The following is a 19,020-nucleotide window of genomic DNA, read 5'->3' on the forward strand; positions in this document are numbered from 1 at the left end:
GTGACGGCGTAGTGTGTCAAGCAAGATTGTCGCCCCCGCTGTCCGAGGCCCGCGCATGGACCTGAGCAAGCTGCTCGACCTCGCCGAACTGGACCTGTTCCACACGCTGGTCCTGCTGCACATCTTCACGGGGGCCACGGGGGCCATCGCCTTCTGGGTGCCCGTGATCGGCCGCAAGGGCGGGGCGAACCACAAGCTCTGGGGCCTGGTGTTCAACACCTGCCTGCTCGTCACCGGGCTGCTGGCGCTGGGGATGAGCCTGCTGACGCTGCGCGACCCCTTCGGCACGCACCCGCACCTCGTCGGTCGCTTCGAGGCGGAGTTCATCCGCGGCCTCTTCGGCTGGATGATGCTGCACAACGCCATCCTGACCGTGAACCTCGTCTGGTACGGCTGGCTGTGCGTGCGCAACCGCCGCGACCATGCGGCGAACCGCACGCCGCTGAACCGCGCCCTGCAATGGCTTCTGCTCGCGGCCGCCATCGCCTGCGCGGCGGATGGCTGGCGGATCGGCCAGCCGCTGATGATCGGCATCGCCGTGGTGGGCGTGGCGACGGTGGCGACGAACTGGTGGTTCCTCTGGCGCGACAATCCCGGGCCGCTCGACTGGCTGAAGGAGCACATCAAGGCGCTCGTCGGCGCCGGGATCAGCGTCTACACGGCCTTCTTCGCCTTCGGCTCGGTGCGGATCATGCCGGTGCTGGCCCTGCACCCGGTCACCTGGGCGATCCCGCTCGTCACCGGCATCGCGCTGATCGTCTGGCACCAGCGCAAGGTGACGCTCGGGCTGCGCGCGCGGCGCGCGGCCGCGGCCTGAGGGCGATATGCGCGTCGCCGTCATCGGCGCGGGGGTGGGCGGGCTCGCCGCGGCGGCCGACCTCGCCCGGCGCGGCTGCGAGGTGACGGTGTTCGAGGCCGCCGCCGCCCCAGGCGGAAAGATGCGGCAGATCGAGGTGGCGGGGCGCGGCGTGGATGCGGGGCCCACCGTCTTCACCATGCGCTGGATCTTCGAGGCGCTCTTCGCCGATGCGGGGCGGCGGCTCGAGGACCACCTGGACATGCTGCCCTCGGAGCTTCTGGCGCGGCATGCCTGGCGGGCGGGCGGGCGGCTCGACCTCTTCGCGGACATCGGGCGCTCGATGGAGGCGATCGCCGCCTTCGCCTCGCCGGAGGACGCGCGCGGCTATCGCGAGTTCTGCGCGCGCAGCGCCGCGATCTACCGCACGCTGGCCGGGCCCTTCATCGCCTCCGAGCGGCCCTCGCCGCTGGAACTCGTGCGGCGCGTGGGGGCGGGGAATCTCGGACAGTTCTGGCGCACCGCGCCGCTGCGCAGCCTCTGGGGCGCGCTCGGCGCGCATTTCCGCGACGTGCGGCTGCGCCAGCTCTTCGCGCGCTACGCCACCTATGTGGGCGCCTCGCCCTTCCTCGCGCCGGCCACGCTGATGCTCATCGCGCATGTGGAGCAGGACGGGGTGTGGCAGGTGCGCGGGGGCATGGCGGCGGTCGCGCGGGCGCTGCATGGGCTGGCCGAGGCGCAGGGCGCGCGGTTCCGTTTCGGGGCGCGCGTCGAGGAGGTCCTCGTCGATGGCGGGCGCGCGGCCGGGGTGCGGCTCGCGACGGGCGAGGTGCAGCGGGCGGAGGCCGTGCTGTTCAACGGCGACGCCTCGGCGCTCGGGCAGGGGCTGCTCGGCGCGGGCGCGCGGCGGGCCGCGCCGGAGACGCCGCGCGCGCGCCGCTCGCTCTCCGCCATCACCTGGTGCGTGAATGCGCCGACCGAGGGCTTCGCGCTGGCGCACCACAATGTCTTCTTCGCGGAGGACTACGCCGAGGAGTTCGACGCGATCTTCCGCCGCCGGAGCCTGTGCGCCGCGCCCACCGTCTATGTCTGCGCGCAGGATCGCGGGCCCGCCGCCGAGGCGCCCGCGCCGGGTGGGGCGGAGCGGCTTCTGGTTCTCGTGAACGCGCCCGCGGAGGGCGATGCCCAGGCCCTCGACCTCGCGCGGCACGAGGCGGAGGCCTTCGCGCTGCTGGCGGCCTGCGGGCTGCATGTCGCGCGCGCGCCCGGGCGCATGGCGGCCACCACGCCCAAGGGTTTCCACGCGCTGTTTCCCGGCACGGGCGGGGCGCTCTACGGCCGCGCGAACCATGGGATGACGGGCAGCTTCGCGCGGCCCGGCGCCGCCTCGCGCCTGCCCGGGCTCTACCTCGCCGGAGGATCGGTGCATCCGGGCGCGGGCGTGCCGATGGCCGCGATGTCGGGCCGGCTGGCCGCCGCGCGGCTGCTGGAGGACCGCGCGGGCGAGCGGCGCGCAATTGTCGGGCTGGGGCTTTCGCCAGCGGCCGCCGGCGTCACTGCCGATACGTCCCGCCCTCCGGCCGGTCGCATCAGACCCGCGCCGACGTGAAGGACTCCGCGGGCGGCAGCACCTGATCCAGCACGCGGGCGGAGGCGATCACGCCCGGCACGCCCGCGCCCGGATGGGTGCCCGCGCCGACGAGGAAGAGGTTGCGCAGCTCCTCGCTCATGTTGTGCGGGCGGAACCAGGCCGACTGGAAGAGCTGCGGCTCCATGGCGAAGGCCGCGCCCTGCCAGGCGTTCAGCCTCTCGCGGAAGTCGAGCGGCGTCAGCAGACGCTGCGTGACGATGTGCCGGCCGAGGCCGGGCAGCACCGTCTCCTCCAGGCGCTGCTGGATGCGTGCGCGATAGGGCTCGGCCATGGCCCGCCAGTCGATGCCGCCGCCCAGATGCGGCACCGGCGAGAGCACGTAGAAGGCGTCGCAGCCCGGCGGCGCGAGGGAGGGGTCATTGGCCGTCGGGCGATGGAGGTAGAGCGACATGTCCTCGGCGAGGCGCTTGCGCTGGAAGATGTCCCGCAGCAGCCCTTCGTAGCGCGGGCCGAGCACCATGGTGTGGTGGTACACCTCGTCGAAGCGCCGGTCGGTTCCGAAATACCAGACGAACAGGCCCATGGAATACTTCGCGCGCGCGAGCTTCGCATCCGTCCAGCGCCGGCGAGGCCGTGCGCCGAGAAGCCTCGCATAGGTCCAGGCCGGATCGGCGTTGGAGACGACGACATCGGCGCGCAGCACCTCGCCAGAGGCCAGGCGCACGCCGGCGGCGGCGCCGTTCTCGGCCAGGATTTCCGTCACCTCCGCGTCGCAGCGCAGGCGCCCGCCCTTGGCTTCGATCAGGCGCACCAGCGCGCGCACCACGGCCCCCGTGCCGCCCATGGCGTAATGGACGCCGTGCAGCTTCTCCAGATGCGCGATGAGGCAGTAGTAGGCCGTGGTGTTCAGCGGGTTCCCGCCGATCAGCAGCGGGTGGAAGCTGAAGGCGACGCGCAGCTTCGGGTTGCGGAAGTTCGAGCAGACCTTGCCGAAGACGGAGCGGTATCCCTGCAGGCGGATCATGTCCGGCACCGCGGCCAGCATGGCGCCGAGACGGTGGAAGGGCCGGTCGGCGAGCTGCGCGAAGGCGACGTCGTAGATCGCCTCCGAGTCGCGGATGTGGCGCTCGAAGCCCTCGACATCCTCGGGCGCGATGCGCCGCACCTCCTCGCGCATGGCGCTGACGTCGGCGCTGGCGCGGAACTCCGTGCCGTCGTCGAAGCGGATCACGTAGAAGGGGTCGATGGCGCGCAGGTCGAGGTCATCGGCCATGCGGCGGCCGTGCAGCGCCCACAGCTCCTCGAGCAGATAGGGCGCGGTGATGATGGTGGGGCCGGCGTCGAAGGTGAAACCGTCCTGGCGGAAGGTGTAGGCGCGGCCGCCCGGCGCATCGAGCTTCTCCAGCACCGTGACGCGATAGCCGCGCGCGAGGAGCCGCACGGCCGCGGCGAGGCCGCCGAAGCCCGAGCCGATGACGATGGCATCGGGGCGCGGGGGGGCGGAGATCACGTTCATGCGTGTGGGATCCTCGGCGGTTCCCGGCTCCCGCATCCTCGCGCATCGCGCTGCGGAATCCAAAGGGAAACCTCGGCCCTCACGCGAGCTGCAAGGCGATCCACGCGAGCACGACATAGCGTCCCGTCTTGGCGAGCGCCACGAGCGGCACGAAGCGCCAAAAGGGCTCGCGCATCACGCCCGCAACCACGGTCAGCGGGTCTCCGATGATCGGCGCCCAGCTCGCCAGCAGCGACCATCGGCCCCAGCGCGCATACCAGGCCTGGGCGCGGTCGAGCGCCGCCTCGCCCACGGGAAACCAGCGGCGATGGCGGAAGCGCTCGACCATGCGCCCGAGCGCGTAGTTCACGCAGGAGCCGAGCGTGTTGCCGAGGCTCGCCACCAGCACCAGCGCCCAGGCCGGATGGTCGGAGGCGAGCAGCAGCCCGACCAGCACCGGCTCCGACTGCATGGGCAGCAGCGAGGCGGCGCCGAAGGCGACGAGGAACAGCGAGGCGTAGGTGGCGAGCGCGCTCATCGCCCCGCAGGGAAGGCGAAAAGGGAAGGGGGCGGAAGGCCCTCGCCCTCCGCCCCCCTCGAGGCTGCGCCCGCGCGGGGCGGATCAGTTGCGCGCCGGCTGCGACGCGGCCTCCGCGCGGCGCGGCGGCGGGTTCAGCTCCGGATAGTCGCTGAGCATGGGCGCGCCGTAGAGCGGGCGGTACACGCCCTGGTGGCAGGTGGTGCAGTTCACCTTCAGCGTGTCGCCGAGCGGGCCGAGGCGATGCGGCGGGAAGCGCTCGCGCAGCGGCTCGATGTAGTCGTTGTTGATGGCCCGCACCATGCGGATGCCGTGCCAGGCGGTGACGCGCTGCGGCGTGCTCGTCTCCCACGAGGCGAAGGAGCGGCTGTTGTGGCAGAAGGTGCAGTTGACGCCGAGCGAGGTGGACATGTGCATCATCAGCCCGTAGATCCACTCGGTCTGGATGATGCTTGCGTTGTTGTTCCGCTCGCGCGCCGTCTCCGACTGGTGACGGATGGGCTCGTCCCGCAGCAGATAGGGCGTGAAGGGATCGGAGGGCAGCGTGGCGTAGCCGGTGGCCGCCACGGGCCGGTTCTGCTCGCCCGCCACCTGCCACATGCGCGAGGCGGGCGCGTTGGATGGCGCCTGCGACCACACCGCGGCCGGCACGGCCTGGCCGCGATGGCAGGTGTAGCAGGTGACGCCCGTGTTCTGCACATGGTTGGCGAAGCTGCTGTTGATGGTGTGGACCATCTGCAGCATCCGCCGCGCGACATGCTTGGTGTAGATGTCCTCGGCGGCGAAATTGCCGGGGACGTGGCAGCCGTTGCAGCTCTCGGCCGGGTTCTCGTTGGGGTAGATCCACTCGGACATGGCCTGCATGATCCGGTTGAACTGCTCCACCGAGAGGTGGCCGAGCACCTGCACGTTCTCGAACACCTCCGAGGCGCGCGGCCCTTCGGGGTCGGCGGGCTCGATGGCGGCGGGGACGATGTTGCGCGCCTGGATGCGGTCCAGGTTGCGGTTGTTGTACACCACCTCCATCGCCGTTCCGCGGAAGCCCATCTGGACCTCCGTGGTGCCGGGGCGCTCGAAGGTCACCACCAGGAAGGCGGCGGTTGCGATGGCCGCCACGCCCGTCCAGAAGAGGAAACCGAAGGTCCTGTAGAATTCGGGCTTCATGGCTCGATCCTCCTCACCGCGCCGCCGGGTCGAGGATCGGGCCCCACACCTGCGGATACTCGGGTGCGAAACGCTTCTCGATGGCCCAGAGGTACCAGTTGTCCACGATGGTGCCGGTCAGCAGGATGCCGATGCCGCCGGTGAGCGGGGTGAGCACCGCGAACCACCAGGCCCAGCGGTGGATGCTCTCCGAGGTGGCGTTGAAGCCCATGGTCCAGCGCCAGAAGAGGCCGGCGCGCTCCATCGCCGTGCCGCGGTCGATCGCCTGGTCCACCTCGCGCTCGCCGCCGAAGCGCGCGACCGCGAGGATCGTCGCCCCGTGCATCGCGAAGAGCAGCGTCGAGCCGTAGAGGAAGACGATCGAGAGGGCGTGGAACGGGTTGTAGAAGAGGTTGCCGTAGCGGATGGAGAAGGCGGCGGTCCAGTCGAGGTGCGGGAAGATGCCGAAGGGCACCGCCTCGCTCCAGGAGCCCATCCAGAGCGGGCGCAGGAAGCCCAGCACCAGGTAGAGCCAGATCGCGGCCAGGAAGGCCCAGAAGGTGTGCTGGCCGAGGCCGAGCTGATCGGCCCGCCGCCACACCCGCGCCGCCCAGAGGAAGAGGGAGAGCGTGAGGAAGAAGCCCGCGGCCAGCCACCATCCGCCCTCGTTGAGAGGCGGGATGCGCAGCCCCCATTGCGGGCCAGGCGGCTCGAGCGCGAGCCATGGCAGCAGCCGGATGAACTGCACTGGATCCCAGTTCACCGAGGCCAGCATGTTGAGCCCGATGATCTCGATCGCGATGAAGCCGCACAGCAGCGAGAGCGAGCCGAGCGTGCCGAGATAGAGCGGCCCGATCTGCGCATCCGCGAAGAGGCCGAGGAGGCGGCTGTGCAGCGGCTTGCCGATGCGCGCGTCGTTGTCCGCCGGCAGCGGCACGCCCGGATAGGAGGGGCCGTGCGGCTGGATGCGGGTGAAGAGGAACTGGTATTCCATGGTTCGCGTCCTCCCGCTCAGTTCCAGATCGGCAGCTGGAGCCACCAGTTCCACCACTCGGGCCAGCCGCGCGTCCAGAACGGGCCGCTGATGACGATGCACACCGCGCTCCAGAAGCCGGCGGAAAGGGCGATGAACAGGCCGAGCCGGTGGATGCCCAGCGTGCCGATCGAGTAGCCGATGAAGTCGCGGTAGAAGGTGTTCTCGTGCTCGGGCGTCTTCACCGGCTCGCCCTTCTTGGGGTTGATCGCGGCGAGCACGAGCGAGGCGTGCAGCGAGAGCGCGAGCGTCGTGGTGAAGAAGAAGGTCACCGCGATCATGTGCGCCGGGTTGTAGTGGAAGTGCAGGAACTGGTAGCCCACGTTGCTCACCCAATCGAGGTGGCTCCAGATGCCGTAGGGGAAGCCGTGGCCCCAGGCGCCCAGCAGCACGGGGCGGATCACCACCAGCGTGAAGTAGGCGAAGACGGCCATGCCGTAGGCCCAGGGAATGTGCATCCCCATGCCGAGCTTGCGCGCGATCTCCGCCTGGCGGAACGCCCAGGAGAGGAAGGCGCCGAGCGCGCAGACGGTGATGAGCTGCCACAGCCCGCCCTCGCGCAGCGGCGCGAGCCTGAGGCCGTAGCTCAGATCCGGCGGGGCGATGTTGATCAGCCACGGATTCCAGGTTCCGCCGATGGCCGCGCCGTAGAGGATCAGGGAGACGCCGACGAGCGTGAAGAAGAACGTCGTGACGCCGAAGAAGCCCACGTAGAAGGGGCCGACCCAGAAGTCGAACAGGTTCCCTCCGACGAGGGTGCCGCCCCGGACGCGGTACTTGGCTTCGAAAGTCAGCATCGCCATGGCTTGATGCTCCTGTGGGGGCTCGGCGTTGACCGGCTGCGGCGCGTCGCGATCCGCGACGGCGGAGGGAAGGGCAAGCCCCGGCCCCTCCGCCGCCGCGGCGCGGCGCGGCCCGCGCTAGCGGCCGGCCGGGGTCCGCTGCACGGGCTGTCCCGTCGTGTACGTGACCGACCCGGCACACCAGCCGAGGTGGTCGCAGTAGCGCGGCGAGGACAGCACGACGAAATGGATCACGAGCGCGATCGCCATCACGCCCACGGCGCCGAGGATGCCGAGGCGCAAGGGGTTCGACACCATCCAGATCTTGTGCACTGGGTTGATCTCCTTTCCTGGAAAGGAGGGGCGGGCCGACGGCTCGCGCCGCCGGACCGCATCCCTCAGTTGATGAAGAAGCGCCAGTCCGGCGGGACGACCTGCGACCCGTAGACCAGCGGACGCCACAGCCAGACCAGGATGTGCGCGCCCATCGACGCGAACACCGAAAAGATCCAGCCCTGCATCACGAGGCGGTGGACCTCGCGGGCTTCGGGCTCGGTCAGGCCCGTCCTCGCACTCACATCGGCCATCAGTTGACCTCCATTCGGCCTTTCGGCCCGTTACCGCGCAACTCCCGCGCAGCAGGGATGTGCGTGGCGCGAGAGGCCACGCACCTCTGTCTGCCCGGGCATGCCGGGCGGGCAGGGAGATGGGCGGGGCGCGCGCTCATGCGGGCTGCGCCTCCGCCGCCAGGATCGCGCGCGCGCGCGCGGCCGTGACGCGCGCCTCGCCCGCCTCGCGCGCCGCCTGCTCCACCTGCTCGCGCAGGCGCTTGGCGGCCGAGATGCGGATGAGGAAGGGCTCGCGCTCCACCCGCGCATCGAGCAGCGCCTGGGCCTCGGGCTCCCAGATGTCGGCGGGGCGGGCCGGCGTGGCCGCCACCTTGTCGAGCTCGGTCCCGAGCGGAAGGATGTGGAACAGCGCGTCGAACAGCGCGTTGCAGTATTCCTGCACGATGTAGGTCGCGCCCGCGTAGCCCATGAAGGGCGTGCCCGTGGCGCGGCGGATGATGGCGCCGGGGAAGCTCGCGGGGATGTAGGCCGTCTTCTTTCCCGCCTCGGCCAGGTACATGCGCTCGTTGAAGCTGCCGAAGACGACGAGGCCCGGGTTGCCGTGCATCGCCGCGCGCGTGGCGTCGTTCTGCGGTTTCTCTCCGGGCTTGCGCGCGGCGCTGTACGCGCAGGGGATGCCGAGCTCCTCGGTGAGGAACTGCCTGAGGCCGAAGCTGTAGGTGTGGTTGGCCACCACCGAATAGGGCGCGGAGGCGAAGAAGTCCTGCGTCACCGAACGCCAGAGATCCCACAGGGGCTTCAGCGTCGTGTGCTTCTCGCGCTCGATGAAGGGCTCGGGATCGAGCCCGGTGAGCTCGCCCAGCGTGCGCAGGAAGTTCGTGGTCGCGAACATGCCGATGGGCGCCTGCAGGTAGGGCCGCTCCAGCGCCTCGCAGAGCTTCCGGCCGAACTCGCGGTAGAGGCAGATGTTCACGTCCGCATCCGGCAGGCGCTGGATGTCCTCCACATGGCTGCCGAGCGGGAAGACGAGGTTCACCTCGCAGCCGATGCCCTCGACGAGGCGGCGGATCTCCGCGAGATCCGAGGGCATGTTGAAGGTGCCGTAGATCGGCCCGATGATGTTGACGCGGGGCTTCTCGCCGAGCTTCGGGTTGCGCGCGCGCACCTTTCGCCCGCGCGCGCCGAACTCGTTCCACAGCCACATGATGGCGCGGTCGGCCGCCTGCCACTGGTCCTCGTCGATGGTGCGGCAGATGAAGCGCTGCAGGTTCGAGCCCTGCGGCGTCACCCCGCCGCCGATCATCTCGGCGATCGAGCCGGTGACGACCACGGCGGGCAGATCGGGATCCTGGGTGCCGGCGGCGCGGCGCAGCAGCCCCTCCGTGCCGTCCTTGCTCATCGCGTCCTCGTCGATCCCGGTGACGACGATGGGCAACTCGTGCGGCGGCAGCGCGTCGGTGTAGTGCAGCACCGCGGTGACAGGCAGGTTCTCGCAGCCCACCGGGCCGTCGATCACCACGCGCAGGCCGCGCACGGCCGAGAAGGCGTAGATGGCGCCCCAGTATCCGCCGGCGCGGTCATGGTCGAGGACGAGCATGGCTCAGCTCCCCACCGCTTCTTCGGCCTTGGCGCGGGCGGCGCGCAGCTTGCGCATCCGCTCGCGGAAGCCCGGTGGATCCTCGGGCTTGTCGCGGAAGCCGTAGCCCGCGCGGTCGGCGCTGCCCACGCCCTCGAAGAAGCCCACCATGCGGGCGAAGCGCTCGCGCCCGCGCGTCTGCGCCGCCACGATGCCCGCCATGGAGCCCGCGCCCATGATGCCGAAGAGCGGCCGGGCGCTAACCATGTTGGTGAAGTAGAGGGCGGGCCAGCCCATCTCCTTCGCCTTCTGCACGAGCGGCGTGGTGCCGAGGGCGAGATCGGGCTTCGCCTCCTTCATCGCCGCGATGTCCTGCTCCAGCGAGGCGCGGAACTGCACGTGGCAGCCATGGGCGTTCAGCCACTCCGCATCCGCGGCGCTCCACTCGGTGCGCGGGCAGGCGGTGCCGACATAGGGCACCTCCGCGCCCGCCTCGATCAGCAGCCGCGCCACCAGCAGCTCGCTGCCCTCGTAGCCGGAGACGGTGATGCGCGCGGCGATGGCGTTCTTCTCGAGCTGCGCGCGGATCGCGGGCAGCACGGCCTGGCGGGCGGCGTCGCGCATCGCTTCCGGCACCTCGGCGGCGCGGCCGATGGCCTCCATCCACGCCGCCGTCCCCTCCACGCCGACCGGGCCGGAGCCGACCACGGGCCGCCCGGCCGCCACGAACTCGCGCACGCTCGCGGTGTAGAAGGGGTGCAGCGCGGCGACCGCCACGCCGTCCAGCGCGGCGTAGAGGTCGCGCCACTCGCGGCAGGGCGCCTGCGCGCCGGCGGCGAGGCCCATGGGCGCGAGGAGCTGGCCGATGGCCACGGGGTCGGCGGGAAACAACTCGCCGATCAGGGTCACCGCGCGGCCTTCGACCAGGCTGCGCGGCCGCGCGACGGGGCCCTGCTCGGCCTCCTGCCGTGCGTAGCGCAGCATCGCGCCGGTCAGCACGTCCTTGGCTTCCGCATGCGTCGGCACGCCGAAGCCCGGCACGTCGATGCCGATGATCCGCACGCCGTTGATCTGCCGGGGGAGGAGATCGAGCGGCACGCCGGATGCCGTGGGCACGCAGAGATTGGTGACGACGACCGCGTCGTAGTCCTCGGGCTTCGCGGTCGCGATCACCGCCTCGCGGATGTCCTCGAACAGCTTGCCGGTGACGAGGGTTTCCGAGTTGAAGGGCACATAGCCCACGCTGCGCTTCGCGCCGTAGAAGTGGCTCGTGAAGGTCAGGCCATAGACGCAGCAGGCGCTGCCCGAGAGGATGGTCGCCACGCGCCGCATGCGCAGGCCCACGCGCAGCGAACCGAAGGCGGGGCACATGCTCTGCGGCTGGTCGTGCGGGCCGCGCGGATAATCGGCCATCAGCCGGTCCATCGCCTCGGTCTTGCCGGCGGCGCGCGCGGCGGCCTGCATGGTCTCGCGGCCGGCATGGCAGCCGGCCTCGGCGGAGGGGGAGGGCGCGGAGGGCGGCAGGGTGTCCATGCGCCGCCTCACACCCCCTCGTAGACGATCTCGAGCGAGGGCTTCGCGCGCTTCTCGGGCCCGCACATGTCCTCGATCGCGGCGGGGGTGAGCACCACGTCGCGCCCCACCGCGTCGCCCTTGAAGAGGTTCAGCAGCGCCTCCTGCGACAGCGGCGTGGGCCTGAGCGGCGGCGCGTTCGCGACCTGCTCCGCAAGGCCCGCGAAGAGCGGGCCCCAGGGCCCATCCGGCGTGCCGACGATCTCGTAGGAGGCGGATTTGCGGCGGATGTCCTCGTGCGCGGGGATGGAGGCGAGCACGGGGATGCCCGCGGCGGCGGCGAAGGCCGCGGCCTCGCCGGTGCCGTCGTCCTTGTTCACCACCATGCCGGCCACGCCGACATTGCCGCCGAGCTTGCGGAAGTACTCGACGGCCGAGCAGACGTTGTTCGCGACGTAGAGGGACTGCAGGTCGTTCGAGCCGACGACGATGACCTTCTGGCACATGTCGCGCGCGATCGGCAGGCCGAAGCCGCCGCAGACCACGTCGCCCAGGAAGTCGAGCAGCACGTAGTCGAAGTCCCAGTCGTGGAAGCCGAGCTTCTCCAGCGTCTCGAAGCCGTGGATGATGCCGCGTCCGCCGCAGCCGCGGCCCACTTCCGGCCCGCCGAGTTCCATGGCGAAGACGCCGTCGCGCTTGAAGCAGACATCGCCGATCGCGACCGGCTCGCCGGCGGCCTTCTTGCGCGAGGAGGTCTCGATGATGGTGGGCGTGGAGCGGCCGCCGAAGAGCAGCGAGGTGGTGTCGCTCTTCGGGTCGCAGCCGATGAGCAGCACGCGCTTGCCCTGCTGCGCCATCATGTAGCTGAGGTTGGCCAGAGTGAAGGATTTGCCGATGCCGCCCTTGCCGTAGATCGCGACGATCTGCGTCCTCTTCGCGGGCGCGGCGGGCTCGGCGCCGCTCGCGCCCTCGCTGGAAGGCTGCATGTTCCCGGGCAGGGCGTTCATTCGGACTTCCTCCAGTCGAGAACCATCTTCAGGCAGGTGGCATCGCCGAAGGCGGTGCGATAGGCGGCGGGCGCGGCCATCGCCGGCTCGCGGTGGGTGATCAGCCCGTCGAGGGAGAGGCGCCCGGCGTCGAGCAGGGCGCGCAGCGCCGCCATGTCGGCCGGGGTCCATTCGGCGGCGATGCGCAGCCGCGCCTCGCGCATGAAGGCGGGTGCGAAGGCGAAGGAGAGTCGGTCGTAGAACCCCGCGAGGGTGATCTCGCCCTGCGGCGCGAGGCGGGCGATGAGCGCATCGAGCAGCGCGGCGTCGCCGCTGGCGTCGCAGATGCGCGCGTAGTCGCGGCGCTGGTCGGCCTCGGCGGTGGTGACCGTATAGCCCTCGGCGCCGCCGGCGCGGGCGGCGTTCGCCTCCCACACGGTGGGCGCGGGCGCGCCCATGGCCAGGGTGATGCGCGCGAGCAGCCGGCCCAGCACGCCATGCCCCACGATGAGCTCGGGCGGATGGTCGAGGATGGCGTGGCAGGCGGTGGCGGCCAGCGCCAGCAGCACCGCGCGTTCGCCCAGCGCCTCGTCCACCGGCACCACGCGGCGGCCGGGCGCGACCAGCCGCCGGGCCGCGCCGCCGAACAGGCCGCGCACATCCTTGAAGCCCCGCGAGCCGGGGATGAACACCCGGCTGCCCACGCTGCGGCCCGAGGCGGCGCCCGCAGCGACGACGCGGCCCACGCTCTCGTAGCCCGGCACCAGCGGATAGCCCATGCCCGGGAAGTGCGGCATCCGCCCGCTCCAGAGCAGCTTCTCGGTGCCGGTGGAGATGCCGGACCACTCCACATCCACCACCACATCCTCCTCGCCCGGGGGCAGGAGGGCCACGCGCTCCAGCCGGAGCTGTTCCGGCTCGGTGAGGATCACGGCGATCGTGTCCATCGGGTGGTGTTTCCTCGGGAATCAGAAATCAATCTAAGGAGACGCGCAAAACTGTCAAGCAAAATGGACATTCCGGACGGAGATCGGCCCTCCAGCGCCCGCGGCGTCAGGTGGCCGTGACGGGAAGACTCCTGGGCAGCAGCCGCCGGGCCTCGCGGCGGATCAGCGCGCCGAGCTGCTCCCGCCCGGGACAGGCGGGCACGGCGGCGGCGGCCGAATCCGCCAGGGCTTCCAGCCGCGCCACCGCGCCGCGCAGGCCCAGCTCGCGCACCGCGCTCGGCCGGCCATGCGCCGCGTCCTGCCCCACCGGCTTGCCGAACTCCTCGGCGGCGGCGAGCGCATCGGCGATGTCGTCCGCCACCTGGTAGGCCTCGCCCAGCCGCTCGCCCACGGCGCGCCAGGCCTCGACGGGCCCTCCGGCGGCGGCCGCCCCGGCCATGCTGGCCCCGGCGAAGAGCGCGGCCGTCTTGGCGCGGTGATAGGCCGAGACATCCACGCGCGGCTCGCATTCCCAGGCCTGGCCGGCGACGATGCCGAGCGGCGTGCCCACCGCCTCCGCGACGATGCCGAGCACGGTGGCCACCCGCTCCCGATGCGCGGCGGGGCAGCGCAGCACGTGCTGGAAGGCCAGGACGATCAGCGCATCGCCAGCCAGCAGCGCCAGCGGCTCGCCATAGGCCTTGTGGACGGTGAGCCGGCCGCGGCGCGTGGCCGCGTCGTCGAAGGCGGGCATGTCGTCATGCACCAGAGAGGCGCAGTGCAGCAGCTCGATCGCCGCGGCGGTGGCGTCCGCAAGAGCGGGGTCATCGCCCCCGCAGGCTTCGGCCGCGGCGAGGCACAGCCGCGGGCGGATGCGCGCGCCGCCGGGGAAGACCGCATGGCTCATCGCAAGGCTGAGCAGGGGCGGGGTGGGCCCTGGCTGGAGGGCCTCGGTCAGGCTCCGCTCGATGCGCGCAATGGCGTCCATGGAGGTCTCTCCCTTCAGAGCTCCATGATGCCATCTGACGGGGGAGACTGTCAGCTAAAATAGACATCCATTTTGGTCGGATGTTGCCGACGCCCGGTGCGGAGGCTGCGGCCGGAGGCCCTCAGCGCCGCCGCACATCGTCGAAGGCGCCCGTGGTGCCGCGCTGGCAGCTCCCGTCCTCCAGCATCCGGCGATAGCCGTTCGCGCCGCCCACGCAGGCCTGCGCGAGGCCGCGCTTGTTCGCGTCCGTGGCGCGGCGGACATCGTTGATGAAGCGGTTCACCTCGCCATGCGCCGCCGCCTTTTCCGCCGGAGTCTTGTTGGAGACGTCGATGCACTGGCGCCACAACCGCACCTGCTCGTCGCAGCTCGGCACCCCGGTCGCGTCGTTCGCCGCGGGGCGCGGCTGCGCGCCGGCCATGAGCGGGGCCAGGGCCAGCACCAGCACCAGGGACAATAGGGCAGCGCGCATGCGTCCTCCTCCGGGCATCGGCGCGAAGGAAGATAGCGTGGCGCGGGCGGCCTCCCACCAACCCGCGCGGGAGAATCCGCACGCGGCATGCACGCGGGGGGGCGCATCACTCCCGCCGCCGCTCGAGCTCCGCCAGCACCGCCTCGGCCGCCGCCTCGCTCGGCCGGCCGGCAGGGGGGGCCAGCCGCGCCAGGGCCTCGCGGAAGCCGGCGCGCTGCGCCTCCGCCGCCGCGCCGCCCTCCAGCAGCGGCCGCAGCGCCGCCGCCAGCGCGGCCGGCGTGCAGTCCTGCTGGAGCAGCTCGGGCACCACCTCCCGCCCGCAGAGCAGGTTCACGAGGCTCACATGGCGCACGCGGATCAGCCGCCGCGCCAGCGCCGCGGTGATGGGGTTCAGCCGGTAGGCCACCACATGCGGCAGCCCGGCCACCGCGGCCTCCAGCGAGGAGGTGCCGGACTTGATGAGCCCCGCGCGCGCGGCCGCCATCGCGTCCGCCTTCTCGGCCGGAGTGCGGGCGAAGCGCAGCGGGCGCCCGAAGGCCTCGGCCCGGGCGCGCACCGCCTCCTCCACCGTGCCGGCCAGCGCGAGGACGGGCGTGACATCGCCGGGCAGGGCGCGCACCGTCTCGGCGAAGACGGGCAGCAGGCGCCGGACCTCGCCCGCCCGGCTGCCCGGCATGACGACGAGCCCCCGCCCGGGCAGCGGGCAGCGCGCCGCATCGCCGCGCGCCGCCTCGCTCTCCAGGATCGGGTGGCCGACGAAGCTGACGGGAATGCCCGCCGCCTCGAAGAGCGGCGCCTCGAAGGGCAGCAGGGCGAGGATGCGGTCCACCCGCCGCGCGATCTTCCGCACCCGCCCCGGCCGCCAGGCCCAGATCTGCGGGGCGACGTAGTGCACGACCGGAATCCCCATCGCCTTCACCCGCGCGGCGAGGCGCAGGGTGAAGCCCGGGCTGTCGATGGTGACGACGAGGCGCGGCGCGCGGCGCGCGATGTCCTGTGCCGTCTCCTCCAGCCGGCGCGCGAGGCGGCGCAGGCTGGGCAGCACCTCGAGCAGCCCCATGAGCGCGAGCTCGCGGATGGGAAACAGGCTCTGCAGGCCCTGTTCGGCCATGCGCTCGCCGCCCAGCCCGGCGAACTCGAGCCCGGGCGCGCGCGCGCGCAGCGCCGCCATCAGCCGTGCGCCGAGGATGTCGCCCGAGGCCTCGCCCGCGACGAGGTAGATCAGGCTCACGCGAAGGCCGCGGGCTCTGGGCGCGGGATGGAGGCGCGCGGCCAGTCGCGGTGGTTGCGCACCGCGCCATCGGCGCGCACCGCCTCGATCCGCGCGGGATCCAGCCGCGCGAGCACGAGGCCGGGCGCGTCGTAGCCGCCCTCCGCGATCACGCCGTCCTCGCGGAAGCCGCGGTCCACGGGGCCGAAGATCCCGGCCGCGCCGTGGTTCTGGTCGAGCGCCGCGGAGGCCGCGAAGCCGCCCACGGTCGGCGCCACGGCCACGAAGCACTGGTTCTCCATGGCGCGGGCGCGCGCGGCGATGCGCACGCGCTGGAAGCCGTGCGCCGTGTCGGTGCAGGTGGGCACCAGCACCAGCCATGCGCCCGCCTCCACCTGCGCGCGCACGAGCTTCGGGAACTCGGCATCGTAGCAGATGGCGATGCCGATCAGCCCCCAGGGCGTGGGGAAGACGCTGGGCGGCGCGCCCGGCGAGACGCCCCAGCGCTCGCTCTCGAAGCGCGTCATCTGCCGCTTCTCCTGCATGGCGAGGCGGCCGTCGGGCGCGATGAGCGGCGCGCGGTTCACCACCCTGCCGCCATCGGCCATGGGCAGCGTGCCGGGCTGAAGCCAGAGGCGGTGCCGGCGCGCGGCGGCGCGCATCGCCTCCAGCACCTCGCCGCTCGCGGCCACCATGGCGTGCAGCTCGCTCGCCTCATCGGCCGAGCGGTTGCCGGCGAGCGCGGCGCCGAGCTCCACGCAGGCGTATTCGGGGGCGAGCAGCAGATCGGCCCCGCCCGCCCTGGCCTCGGCGCAGAAGCCGTCGAGCTTCGCGGCGAAGGCGGAGACGGAGCCGAGCGGCTCCACGGGCCAGGCGAGGCAGGCGAGGGTGAGCGGGCTCACGCGAGGCTCTTCGTCCAGAAGGAGAGGAGATGGGGCGTCTCGAAGGAATCCCCGTGCTCGCGCCAGCGGAACAGGCAGGTGAGGGTGGGCTGGTGGAGATAGCCGCGCCGCCGCCAGAACGCGTCGAGCGGCGCGTAGCCGGCGGGCTTGCGCGGGTCGTTCGCGTTGCGGATCACGGCGCAGAAGCAGGCCTTCGCGAAGCCCAGCGCGCGGGCGTGGGCCTCGCGCGCCTCGAAGAAACGCACGCCGACGCCCTGCCCGCGCCAGGGGGCGCGCAGCACGGATTCGCCGAAATAGCACCATTCCCCCGGATCGAGCCCGGCCTCGAGGAAGGCGGCCCGCACCTCGGGATGGGTGCTCGCCATGGGCTGGGCGGAGGCCGCGCCCACCACCTCCCCGCCGTCCTTCGCGAGCACAATGGCCGCGCGCGGATCGTCGGCGTAGTGCGCCATGTACTTCGCCTCCTCCGCCGGATCGGCGTCGTAGAGGTAGGGCCATTCGGCGAAGACCTCCGCGCGCAGCCGCGAGAGGGCGGGGACATGGGGCAGCAGCGCCGCGCCCGTGACGGTCTCGATGGCGATGCTCACGCGGCGGCCTCCAGGAAGGCGCGCAGGCCCTGTTCCACCACGGCGGGCTCCAGATCCTGCAGGATGAAGACGAGGCGCGAGCCGCGCGGCGCATCCGCCGGCCAGGCGGGCAGGCGGCGCGGCGGGTGGAAGCTGTGCTGCACGCCATGCACCACGACGGGCAGCGCCTCGCCCCGGACGTCCAGGACGCCCTTCACCCGCAGCAGCCGCGCGCCCTGGGTCATCGCCATCATCTCGAGATAGCCCGCGACACCCTCCCAGGGCAGGGGCGCGTCGAAACGCAGGCAGAGCGCGCGGATGCGCGCGTCGTGCCGGTTCGGGTCGTGGCGATGGTGGTGATCGTGATGGTGGTGCGCGGCGCCCGCGCCGTCGATCCAGGCGGCGATGCTCTCCGCCTTGCCCTCGGCCGAGAAGGGGCCGAGGCCCAGCAGCGCCTCCGCCCGCACCTCGCGCGCATCGGCGATCCGCGCGACCGGGTTCAGCGCCGCGAGCCGCGCGGCGAGCGGCGCGGGGTCCGCGAGGTCGGTCTTGCTGATCAGCAGCAGATCGGCCACGGCCGCCTGGCGGCGCGCCTCCTCATGCGCGTCGAGGCTCGCCATGCCGGCTGTCGCGTCCACCACCGTCACCACCCCGTCCAGCGCGTAGTCGCGCAGCAGCAGCGGGTCGCGCATCAGGGTGTGCAGGATGGGCGCGGGGTCGGCGAGGCCCGTCGTCTCCACCACCACGCGGCGGAAGGGCCGGCCGCGGGCGGCGAGGTCGCGCAGCGCGCGGGAGAGGTCGCCGCGGATGGTGCAGCAGAGGCAGCCCGAGGCGAGCAGCACCGCATCGCCCTCCAGCGCCTCGACGAAGAGGTGGTCGAGCCCGATCTCGCCGAACTCGTTGACCAGCACGGCGCAGCCTTCCAGCGCGGGGTCGCGCAGCAGGCGGTTGAGCAGCGTGGTCTTGCCCGCGCCGAGGAAGCCCGTGAGCAGGGTGAGCGGCGTCATGCGCCGTAGAGCTCCTCGGGGCTGACGAGGGGGGCCGCGATCTCCGCGAGCCCCTCGCCGCGCGGGGCGAGGAAGAAGCAGGAGCGCCGGCCGGTGTGGCAGGCCACCCCCGCCTGGTCCACCAGCAGCAGCAGCGCATCGCCGTCGCAGTCGAGGCGCAGGTCGAGCACGCGCTGCACCTGGCCCGAGCTCTCGCCCTTGCGCCAGAGCCCGCCGCGGCTGCGGCTGAAATAGCAGGCGCGGCCGGTGGCAAGCGTCTCCTCCAGGGAGTCGCGGTTCATCCAGGCCAGCATCAGCACCTCCCCCGTGTCGTGCTGCTGGGCGATGGCGGGCACGAGGCCGCGCAGGTCGAAGCGCACCGCGTCCAGCACGCGCGCGCGCGCCGCGGGATCGGCGAGCGGCAGGGGGGAGGGGGTGTCGGTCATGGCGTCGGAGTATAAGGGAGAGCCGAAAGCAGGGTGAGAGCCGGGATGGACATGGAGGCGATGCTCGATCGGGCGGCGGCGCTGTGCGCGGCGCGCGGGGCGCAGCTCACGCCGCTGCGCCGGCAGGTGCTGCGCCTGGTGCTGGCCGCCGAGCAGCCGGTGGGCGCCTATGCGCTGCTCGACCAGCTCAAGGCCGAGCGCGGCGGCGCGGCCCCGCCCACCGTCTATCGCGCGCTCGATTTCCTGCTGGAGCAGGGGCTGATCCACAAGCTCGAGCGGCTGAACGCCTTTCTCCCCTGCGTCGAGGCCGGGCACGCCCACGCCCCGGGCGAGCACGACCACCCGCACCAGTTCCTGATCTGCCGCCGCTGCGGCGGCACGACCGAGATCGCCGACCACGCCGCCGCCCATGCGCTGGAGGCCGCCGCCGCGCGCGCGGGCTTCCGGGTGCAGCGCATGACGGTGGAGCTGGAGGGGCTCTGCGCGCGCTGCGCGGGGTGATC

Annotated in this window: 21 protein-coding genes; 3 read left to right on the forward strand and 18 right to left on the reverse strand. The window is 72.4% G+C overall.

Annotated elements, in window-relative coordinates:
- Window positions 1-55: 55 nt before the first annotated feature.
- Together H596_RS20065 and crtD are read left to right on the forward strand one after the other, a co-directional pair.
- Window positions 56-817, forward strand: coding sequence for a hypothetical protein (locus H596_RS20065; RefSeq protein ID WP_037300029.1), 762 nt, complete (start codon window positions 56-58; stop codon window positions 815-817).
- 7 nt (window positions 818-824) lie between these two features.
- Window positions 825-2,405: a 1-hydroxycarotenoid 3,4-desaturase CrtD gene (gene crtD, locus H596_RS20070; RefSeq protein WP_084602575.1), complete on the forward strand. Its 1,581-nt coding sequence runs from the start codon at window positions 825-827 to the stop codon at window positions 2,403-2,405.
- On the opposite strand, the gene H596_RS0104570 is transcribed toward crtD, so the two are convergent.
- The 18 genes from H596_RS0104570 to hisI form a co-directional block, all read right to left on the reverse strand.
- A complete protein-coding gene (locus tag H596_RS0104570) occupies window positions 2,386-3,903 on the reverse strand; it encodes a phytoene desaturase (RefSeq protein ID WP_027283895.1) in 1,518 nt (505 codons plus the stop codon). The two genes, crtD and H596_RS0104570, sit on opposite strands and share 20 nt — an antisense overlap.
- Window positions 3,904-3,982: 79 nt before the next feature.
- Window positions 3,983-4,420: a YqaA family protein gene (locus H596_RS0104575; protein WP_027283896.1), complete on the reverse strand. Its 438-nt coding sequence runs from the start codon at window positions 4,418-4,420 to the stop codon at window positions 3,983-3,985.
- Window positions 4,421-4,504: 84 nt separating this feature from the next.
- Entirely contained in the window at window positions 4,505-5,584 is a 1,080-nt protein-coding gene (gene pufC, locus H596_RS0104580) for a photosynthetic reaction center cytochrome PufC (RefSeq protein WP_051212390.1), read from the reverse strand.
- A 13-nt stretch (window positions 5,585-5,597) separates the two neighbouring features.
- Window positions 5,598-6,557 (reverse strand): photosynthetic reaction center subunit M, encoded by a 960-nt coding sequence (gene pufM / locus H596_RS0104585; protein WP_037300031.1) that lies wholly within the window; start codon window positions 6,555-6,557, stop codon window positions 5,598-5,600.
- 17 nt (window positions 6,558-6,574) lie between these two features.
- Window positions 6,575-7,399, reverse strand: a complete 825-nt coding sequence (gene pufL, locus H596_RS0104590; protein ID WP_027283899.1) for a photosynthetic reaction center subunit L — start codon at window positions 7,397-7,399, stop codon at window positions 6,575-6,577.
- A 117-nt stretch (window positions 7,400-7,516) separates the two neighbouring features.
- Window positions 7,517-7,711: a light-harvesting antenna LH1, alpha subunit gene (gene pufA, locus H596_RS20075; protein WP_037300033.1), complete on the reverse strand. Its 195-nt coding sequence runs from the start codon at window positions 7,709-7,711 to the stop codon at window positions 7,517-7,519.
- A gap of 65 nt (window positions 7,712-7,776) precedes the next feature.
- The gene (locus tag H596_RS20080) at window positions 7,777-7,965 is read right to left on the reverse strand and encodes a M14 family metallopeptidase (RefSeq protein ID WP_037300035.1); all 189 of its coding nucleotides are present in this window, start codon (window positions 7,963-7,965) and stop codon (window positions 7,777-7,779) included.
- Between the two features lie 136 nt (window positions 7,966-8,101).
- Window positions 8,102-9,544 (reverse strand): chlorophyllide a reductase subunit Z, encoded by a 1,443-nt coding sequence (bchZ, locus tag H596_RS0104605; RefSeq protein ID WP_027283900.1) that lies wholly within the window; start codon window positions 9,542-9,544, stop codon window positions 8,102-8,104.
- A gap of 3 nt (window positions 9,545-9,547) precedes the next feature.
- Window positions 9,548-11,056: a chlorophyllide a reductase subunit Y gene (gene bchY / locus H596_RS0104610; protein ID WP_027283901.1), complete on the reverse strand. Its 1,509-nt coding sequence runs from the start codon at window positions 11,054-11,056 to the stop codon at window positions 9,548-9,550.
- 8 nt (window positions 11,057-11,064) lie between these two features.
- On the reverse strand, window positions 11,065-12,042 hold the full coding sequence (locus tag H596_RS0104615) for a chlorophyllide a reductase iron protein subunit X (protein WP_027283902.1): 978 nt from the start codon (window positions 12,040-12,042) through the stop codon (window positions 11,065-11,067).
- Window positions 12,039-12,968, reverse strand: a complete 930-nt coding sequence (gene bchC / locus H596_RS0104620; RefSeq protein WP_027283903.1) for a chlorophyll synthesis pathway protein BchC — start codon at window positions 12,966-12,968, stop codon at window positions 12,039-12,041. Before bchC ends, H596_RS0104615 begins: the two co-directional genes overlap by 4 nt.
- Window positions 12,969-13,074: 106 nt before the next feature.
- Window positions 13,075-13,935 carry a polyprenyl synthetase family protein gene (locus H596_RS0104625; protein WP_027283904.1) on the reverse strand — a complete coding sequence of 287 codons (861 nt, stop codon included), beginning with the start codon at window positions 13,933-13,935 and terminating at the stop codon, window positions 13,075-13,077.
- Between the two features lie 121 nt (window positions 13,936-14,056).
- A complete protein-coding gene (locus H596_RS0104630) occupies window positions 14,057-14,407 on the reverse strand; it encodes a hypothetical protein (protein WP_156910033.1) in 351 nt (116 codons plus the stop codon).
- A gap of 106 nt (window positions 14,408-14,513) precedes the next feature.
- Window positions 14,514-15,638: a lipid-A-disaccharide synthase gene (lpxB, locus tag H596_RS0104635; RefSeq protein WP_027283906.1), complete on the reverse strand. Its 1,125-nt coding sequence runs from the start codon at window positions 15,636-15,638 to the stop codon at window positions 14,514-14,516.
- The gene (locus H596_RS0104640) at window positions 15,635-16,519 is read right to left on the reverse strand and encodes a nitrilase-related carbon-nitrogen hydrolase (protein ID WP_027283907.1); all 885 of its coding nucleotides are present in this window, start codon (window positions 16,517-16,519) and stop codon (window positions 15,635-15,637) included. The genes lpxB and H596_RS0104640 overlap by 4 nt, the downstream gene beginning before the upstream one ends.
- Complete coding sequence (locus H596_RS0104645) at window positions 16,516-17,106, reverse strand: GNAT family N-acetyltransferase (RefSeq protein WP_027283908.1); 591 nt, start codon at window positions 17,104-17,106, stop codon at window positions 16,516-16,518. The genes H596_RS0104640 and H596_RS0104645 overlap by 4 nt, the downstream gene beginning before the upstream one ends.
- Window positions 17,103-18,092: a CobW family GTP-binding protein gene (locus tag H596_RS0104650; RefSeq protein WP_027283909.1), complete on the reverse strand. Its 990-nt coding sequence runs from the start codon at window positions 18,090-18,092 to the stop codon at window positions 17,103-17,105. Before H596_RS0104650 ends, H596_RS0104645 begins: the two co-directional genes overlap by 4 nt.
- Window positions 18,089-18,517: a phosphoribosyl-AMP cyclohydrolase gene (hisI, locus tag H596_RS0104655; protein ID WP_027283910.1), complete on the reverse strand. Its 429-nt coding sequence runs from the start codon at window positions 18,515-18,517 to the stop codon at window positions 18,089-18,091. The genes H596_RS0104650 and hisI overlap by 4 nt, the downstream gene beginning before the upstream one ends.
- A gap of 45 nt (window positions 18,518-18,562) precedes the next feature.
- Between hisI and H596_RS0104660 the strand changes: the two genes are divergently transcribed.
- The gene (locus H596_RS0104660) at window positions 18,563-19,018 is read left to right on the forward strand and encodes a Fur family transcriptional regulator (RefSeq protein WP_051212393.1); all 456 of its coding nucleotides are present in this window, start codon (window positions 18,563-18,565) and stop codon (window positions 19,016-19,018) included.
- The last annotated feature ends 2 nt before the right edge of the window (window positions 19,019-19,020 follow it).

The organism is Rubritepida flocculans DSM 14296, assembly GCF_000425365.1.
In the GTDB taxonomy this organism is placed as follows: Bacteria; Pseudomonadota; Alphaproteobacteria; order Acetobacterales; family Acetobacteraceae; genus Roseococcus; species Roseococcus flocculans.

Bases quoted from the DNA above. Each gene is read 5' to 3' on its own strand.
- H596_RS20065 (WP_037300029.1), top strand. From the start codon at position 56: ATGGACCTGAGCAAGCTGCTCGACCTCGCCGAACTGGACCTGTTCCAC.
- crtD (WP_084602575.1), top strand. From the start codon at position 825: ATGCGCGTCGCCGTCATCGGCGCGGGGGTGGGCGGGCTCGCCGCGGCG.
- H596_RS0104570 (WP_027283895.1), bottom strand. From the start codon at position 3,903: ATGAACGTGATCTCCGCCCCCCCGCGCCCCGATGCCATCGTCATCGGC.
- H596_RS0104575 (WP_027283896.1), bottom strand. From the start codon at position 4,420: ATGAGCGCGCTCGCCACCTACGCCTCGCTGTTCCTCGTCGCCTTCGGC.
- pufC (WP_051212390.1), bottom strand. From the start codon at position 5,584: ATGAAGCCCGAATTCTACAGGACCTTCGGTTTCCTCTTCTGGACGGGC.
- pufM (WP_037300031.1), bottom strand. From the start codon at position 6,557: ATGGAATACCAGTTCCTCTTCACCCGCATCCAGCCGCACGGCCCCTCC.
- pufL (WP_027283899.1), bottom strand. From the start codon at position 7,399: ATGGCGATGCTGACTTTCGAAGCCAAGTACCGCGTCCGGGGCGGCACC.
- H596_RS20080 (WP_037300035.1), bottom strand. From the start codon at position 7,965: ATGGCCGATGTGAGTGCGAGGACGGGCCTGACCGAGCCCGAAGCCCGC.
- bchZ (WP_027283900.1), bottom strand. From the start codon at position 9,544: ATGCTCGTCCTCGACCATGACCGCGCCGGCGGATACTGGGGCGCCATC.
- bchY (WP_027283901.1), bottom strand. From the start codon at position 11,056: ATGGACACCCTGCCGCCCTCCGCGCCCTCCCCCTCCGCCGAGGCCGGC.
- H596_RS0104615 (WP_027283902.1), bottom strand. From the start codon at position 12,042: ATGAACGCCCTGCCCGGGAACATGCAGCCTTCCAGCGAGGGCGCGAGC.
- bchC (WP_027283903.1), bottom strand. From the start codon at position 12,968: ATGGACACGATCGCCGTGATCCTCACCGAGCCGGAACAGCTCCGGCTG.
- H596_RS0104625 (WP_027283904.1), bottom strand. From the start codon at position 13,935: ATGGACGCCATTGCGCGCATCGAGCGGAGCCTGACCGAGGCCCTCCAG.
- H596_RS0104630 (WP_156910033.1), bottom strand. From the start codon at position 14,407: ATGCGCGCTGCCCTATTGTCCCTGGTGCTGGTGCTGGCCCTGGCCCCG.
- H596_RS0104650 (WP_027283909.1), bottom strand. From the start codon at position 18,092: ATGACGCCGCTCACCCTGCTCACGGGCTTCCTCGGCGCGGGCAAGACC.
- hisI (WP_027283910.1), bottom strand. From the start codon at position 18,517: ATGACCGACACCCCCTCCCCCCTGCCGCTCGCCGATCCCGCGGCGCGC.
- H596_RS0104660 (WP_051212393.1), top strand. From the start codon at position 18,563: ATGGACATGGAGGCGATGCTCGATCGGGCGGCGGCGCTGTGCGCGGCG.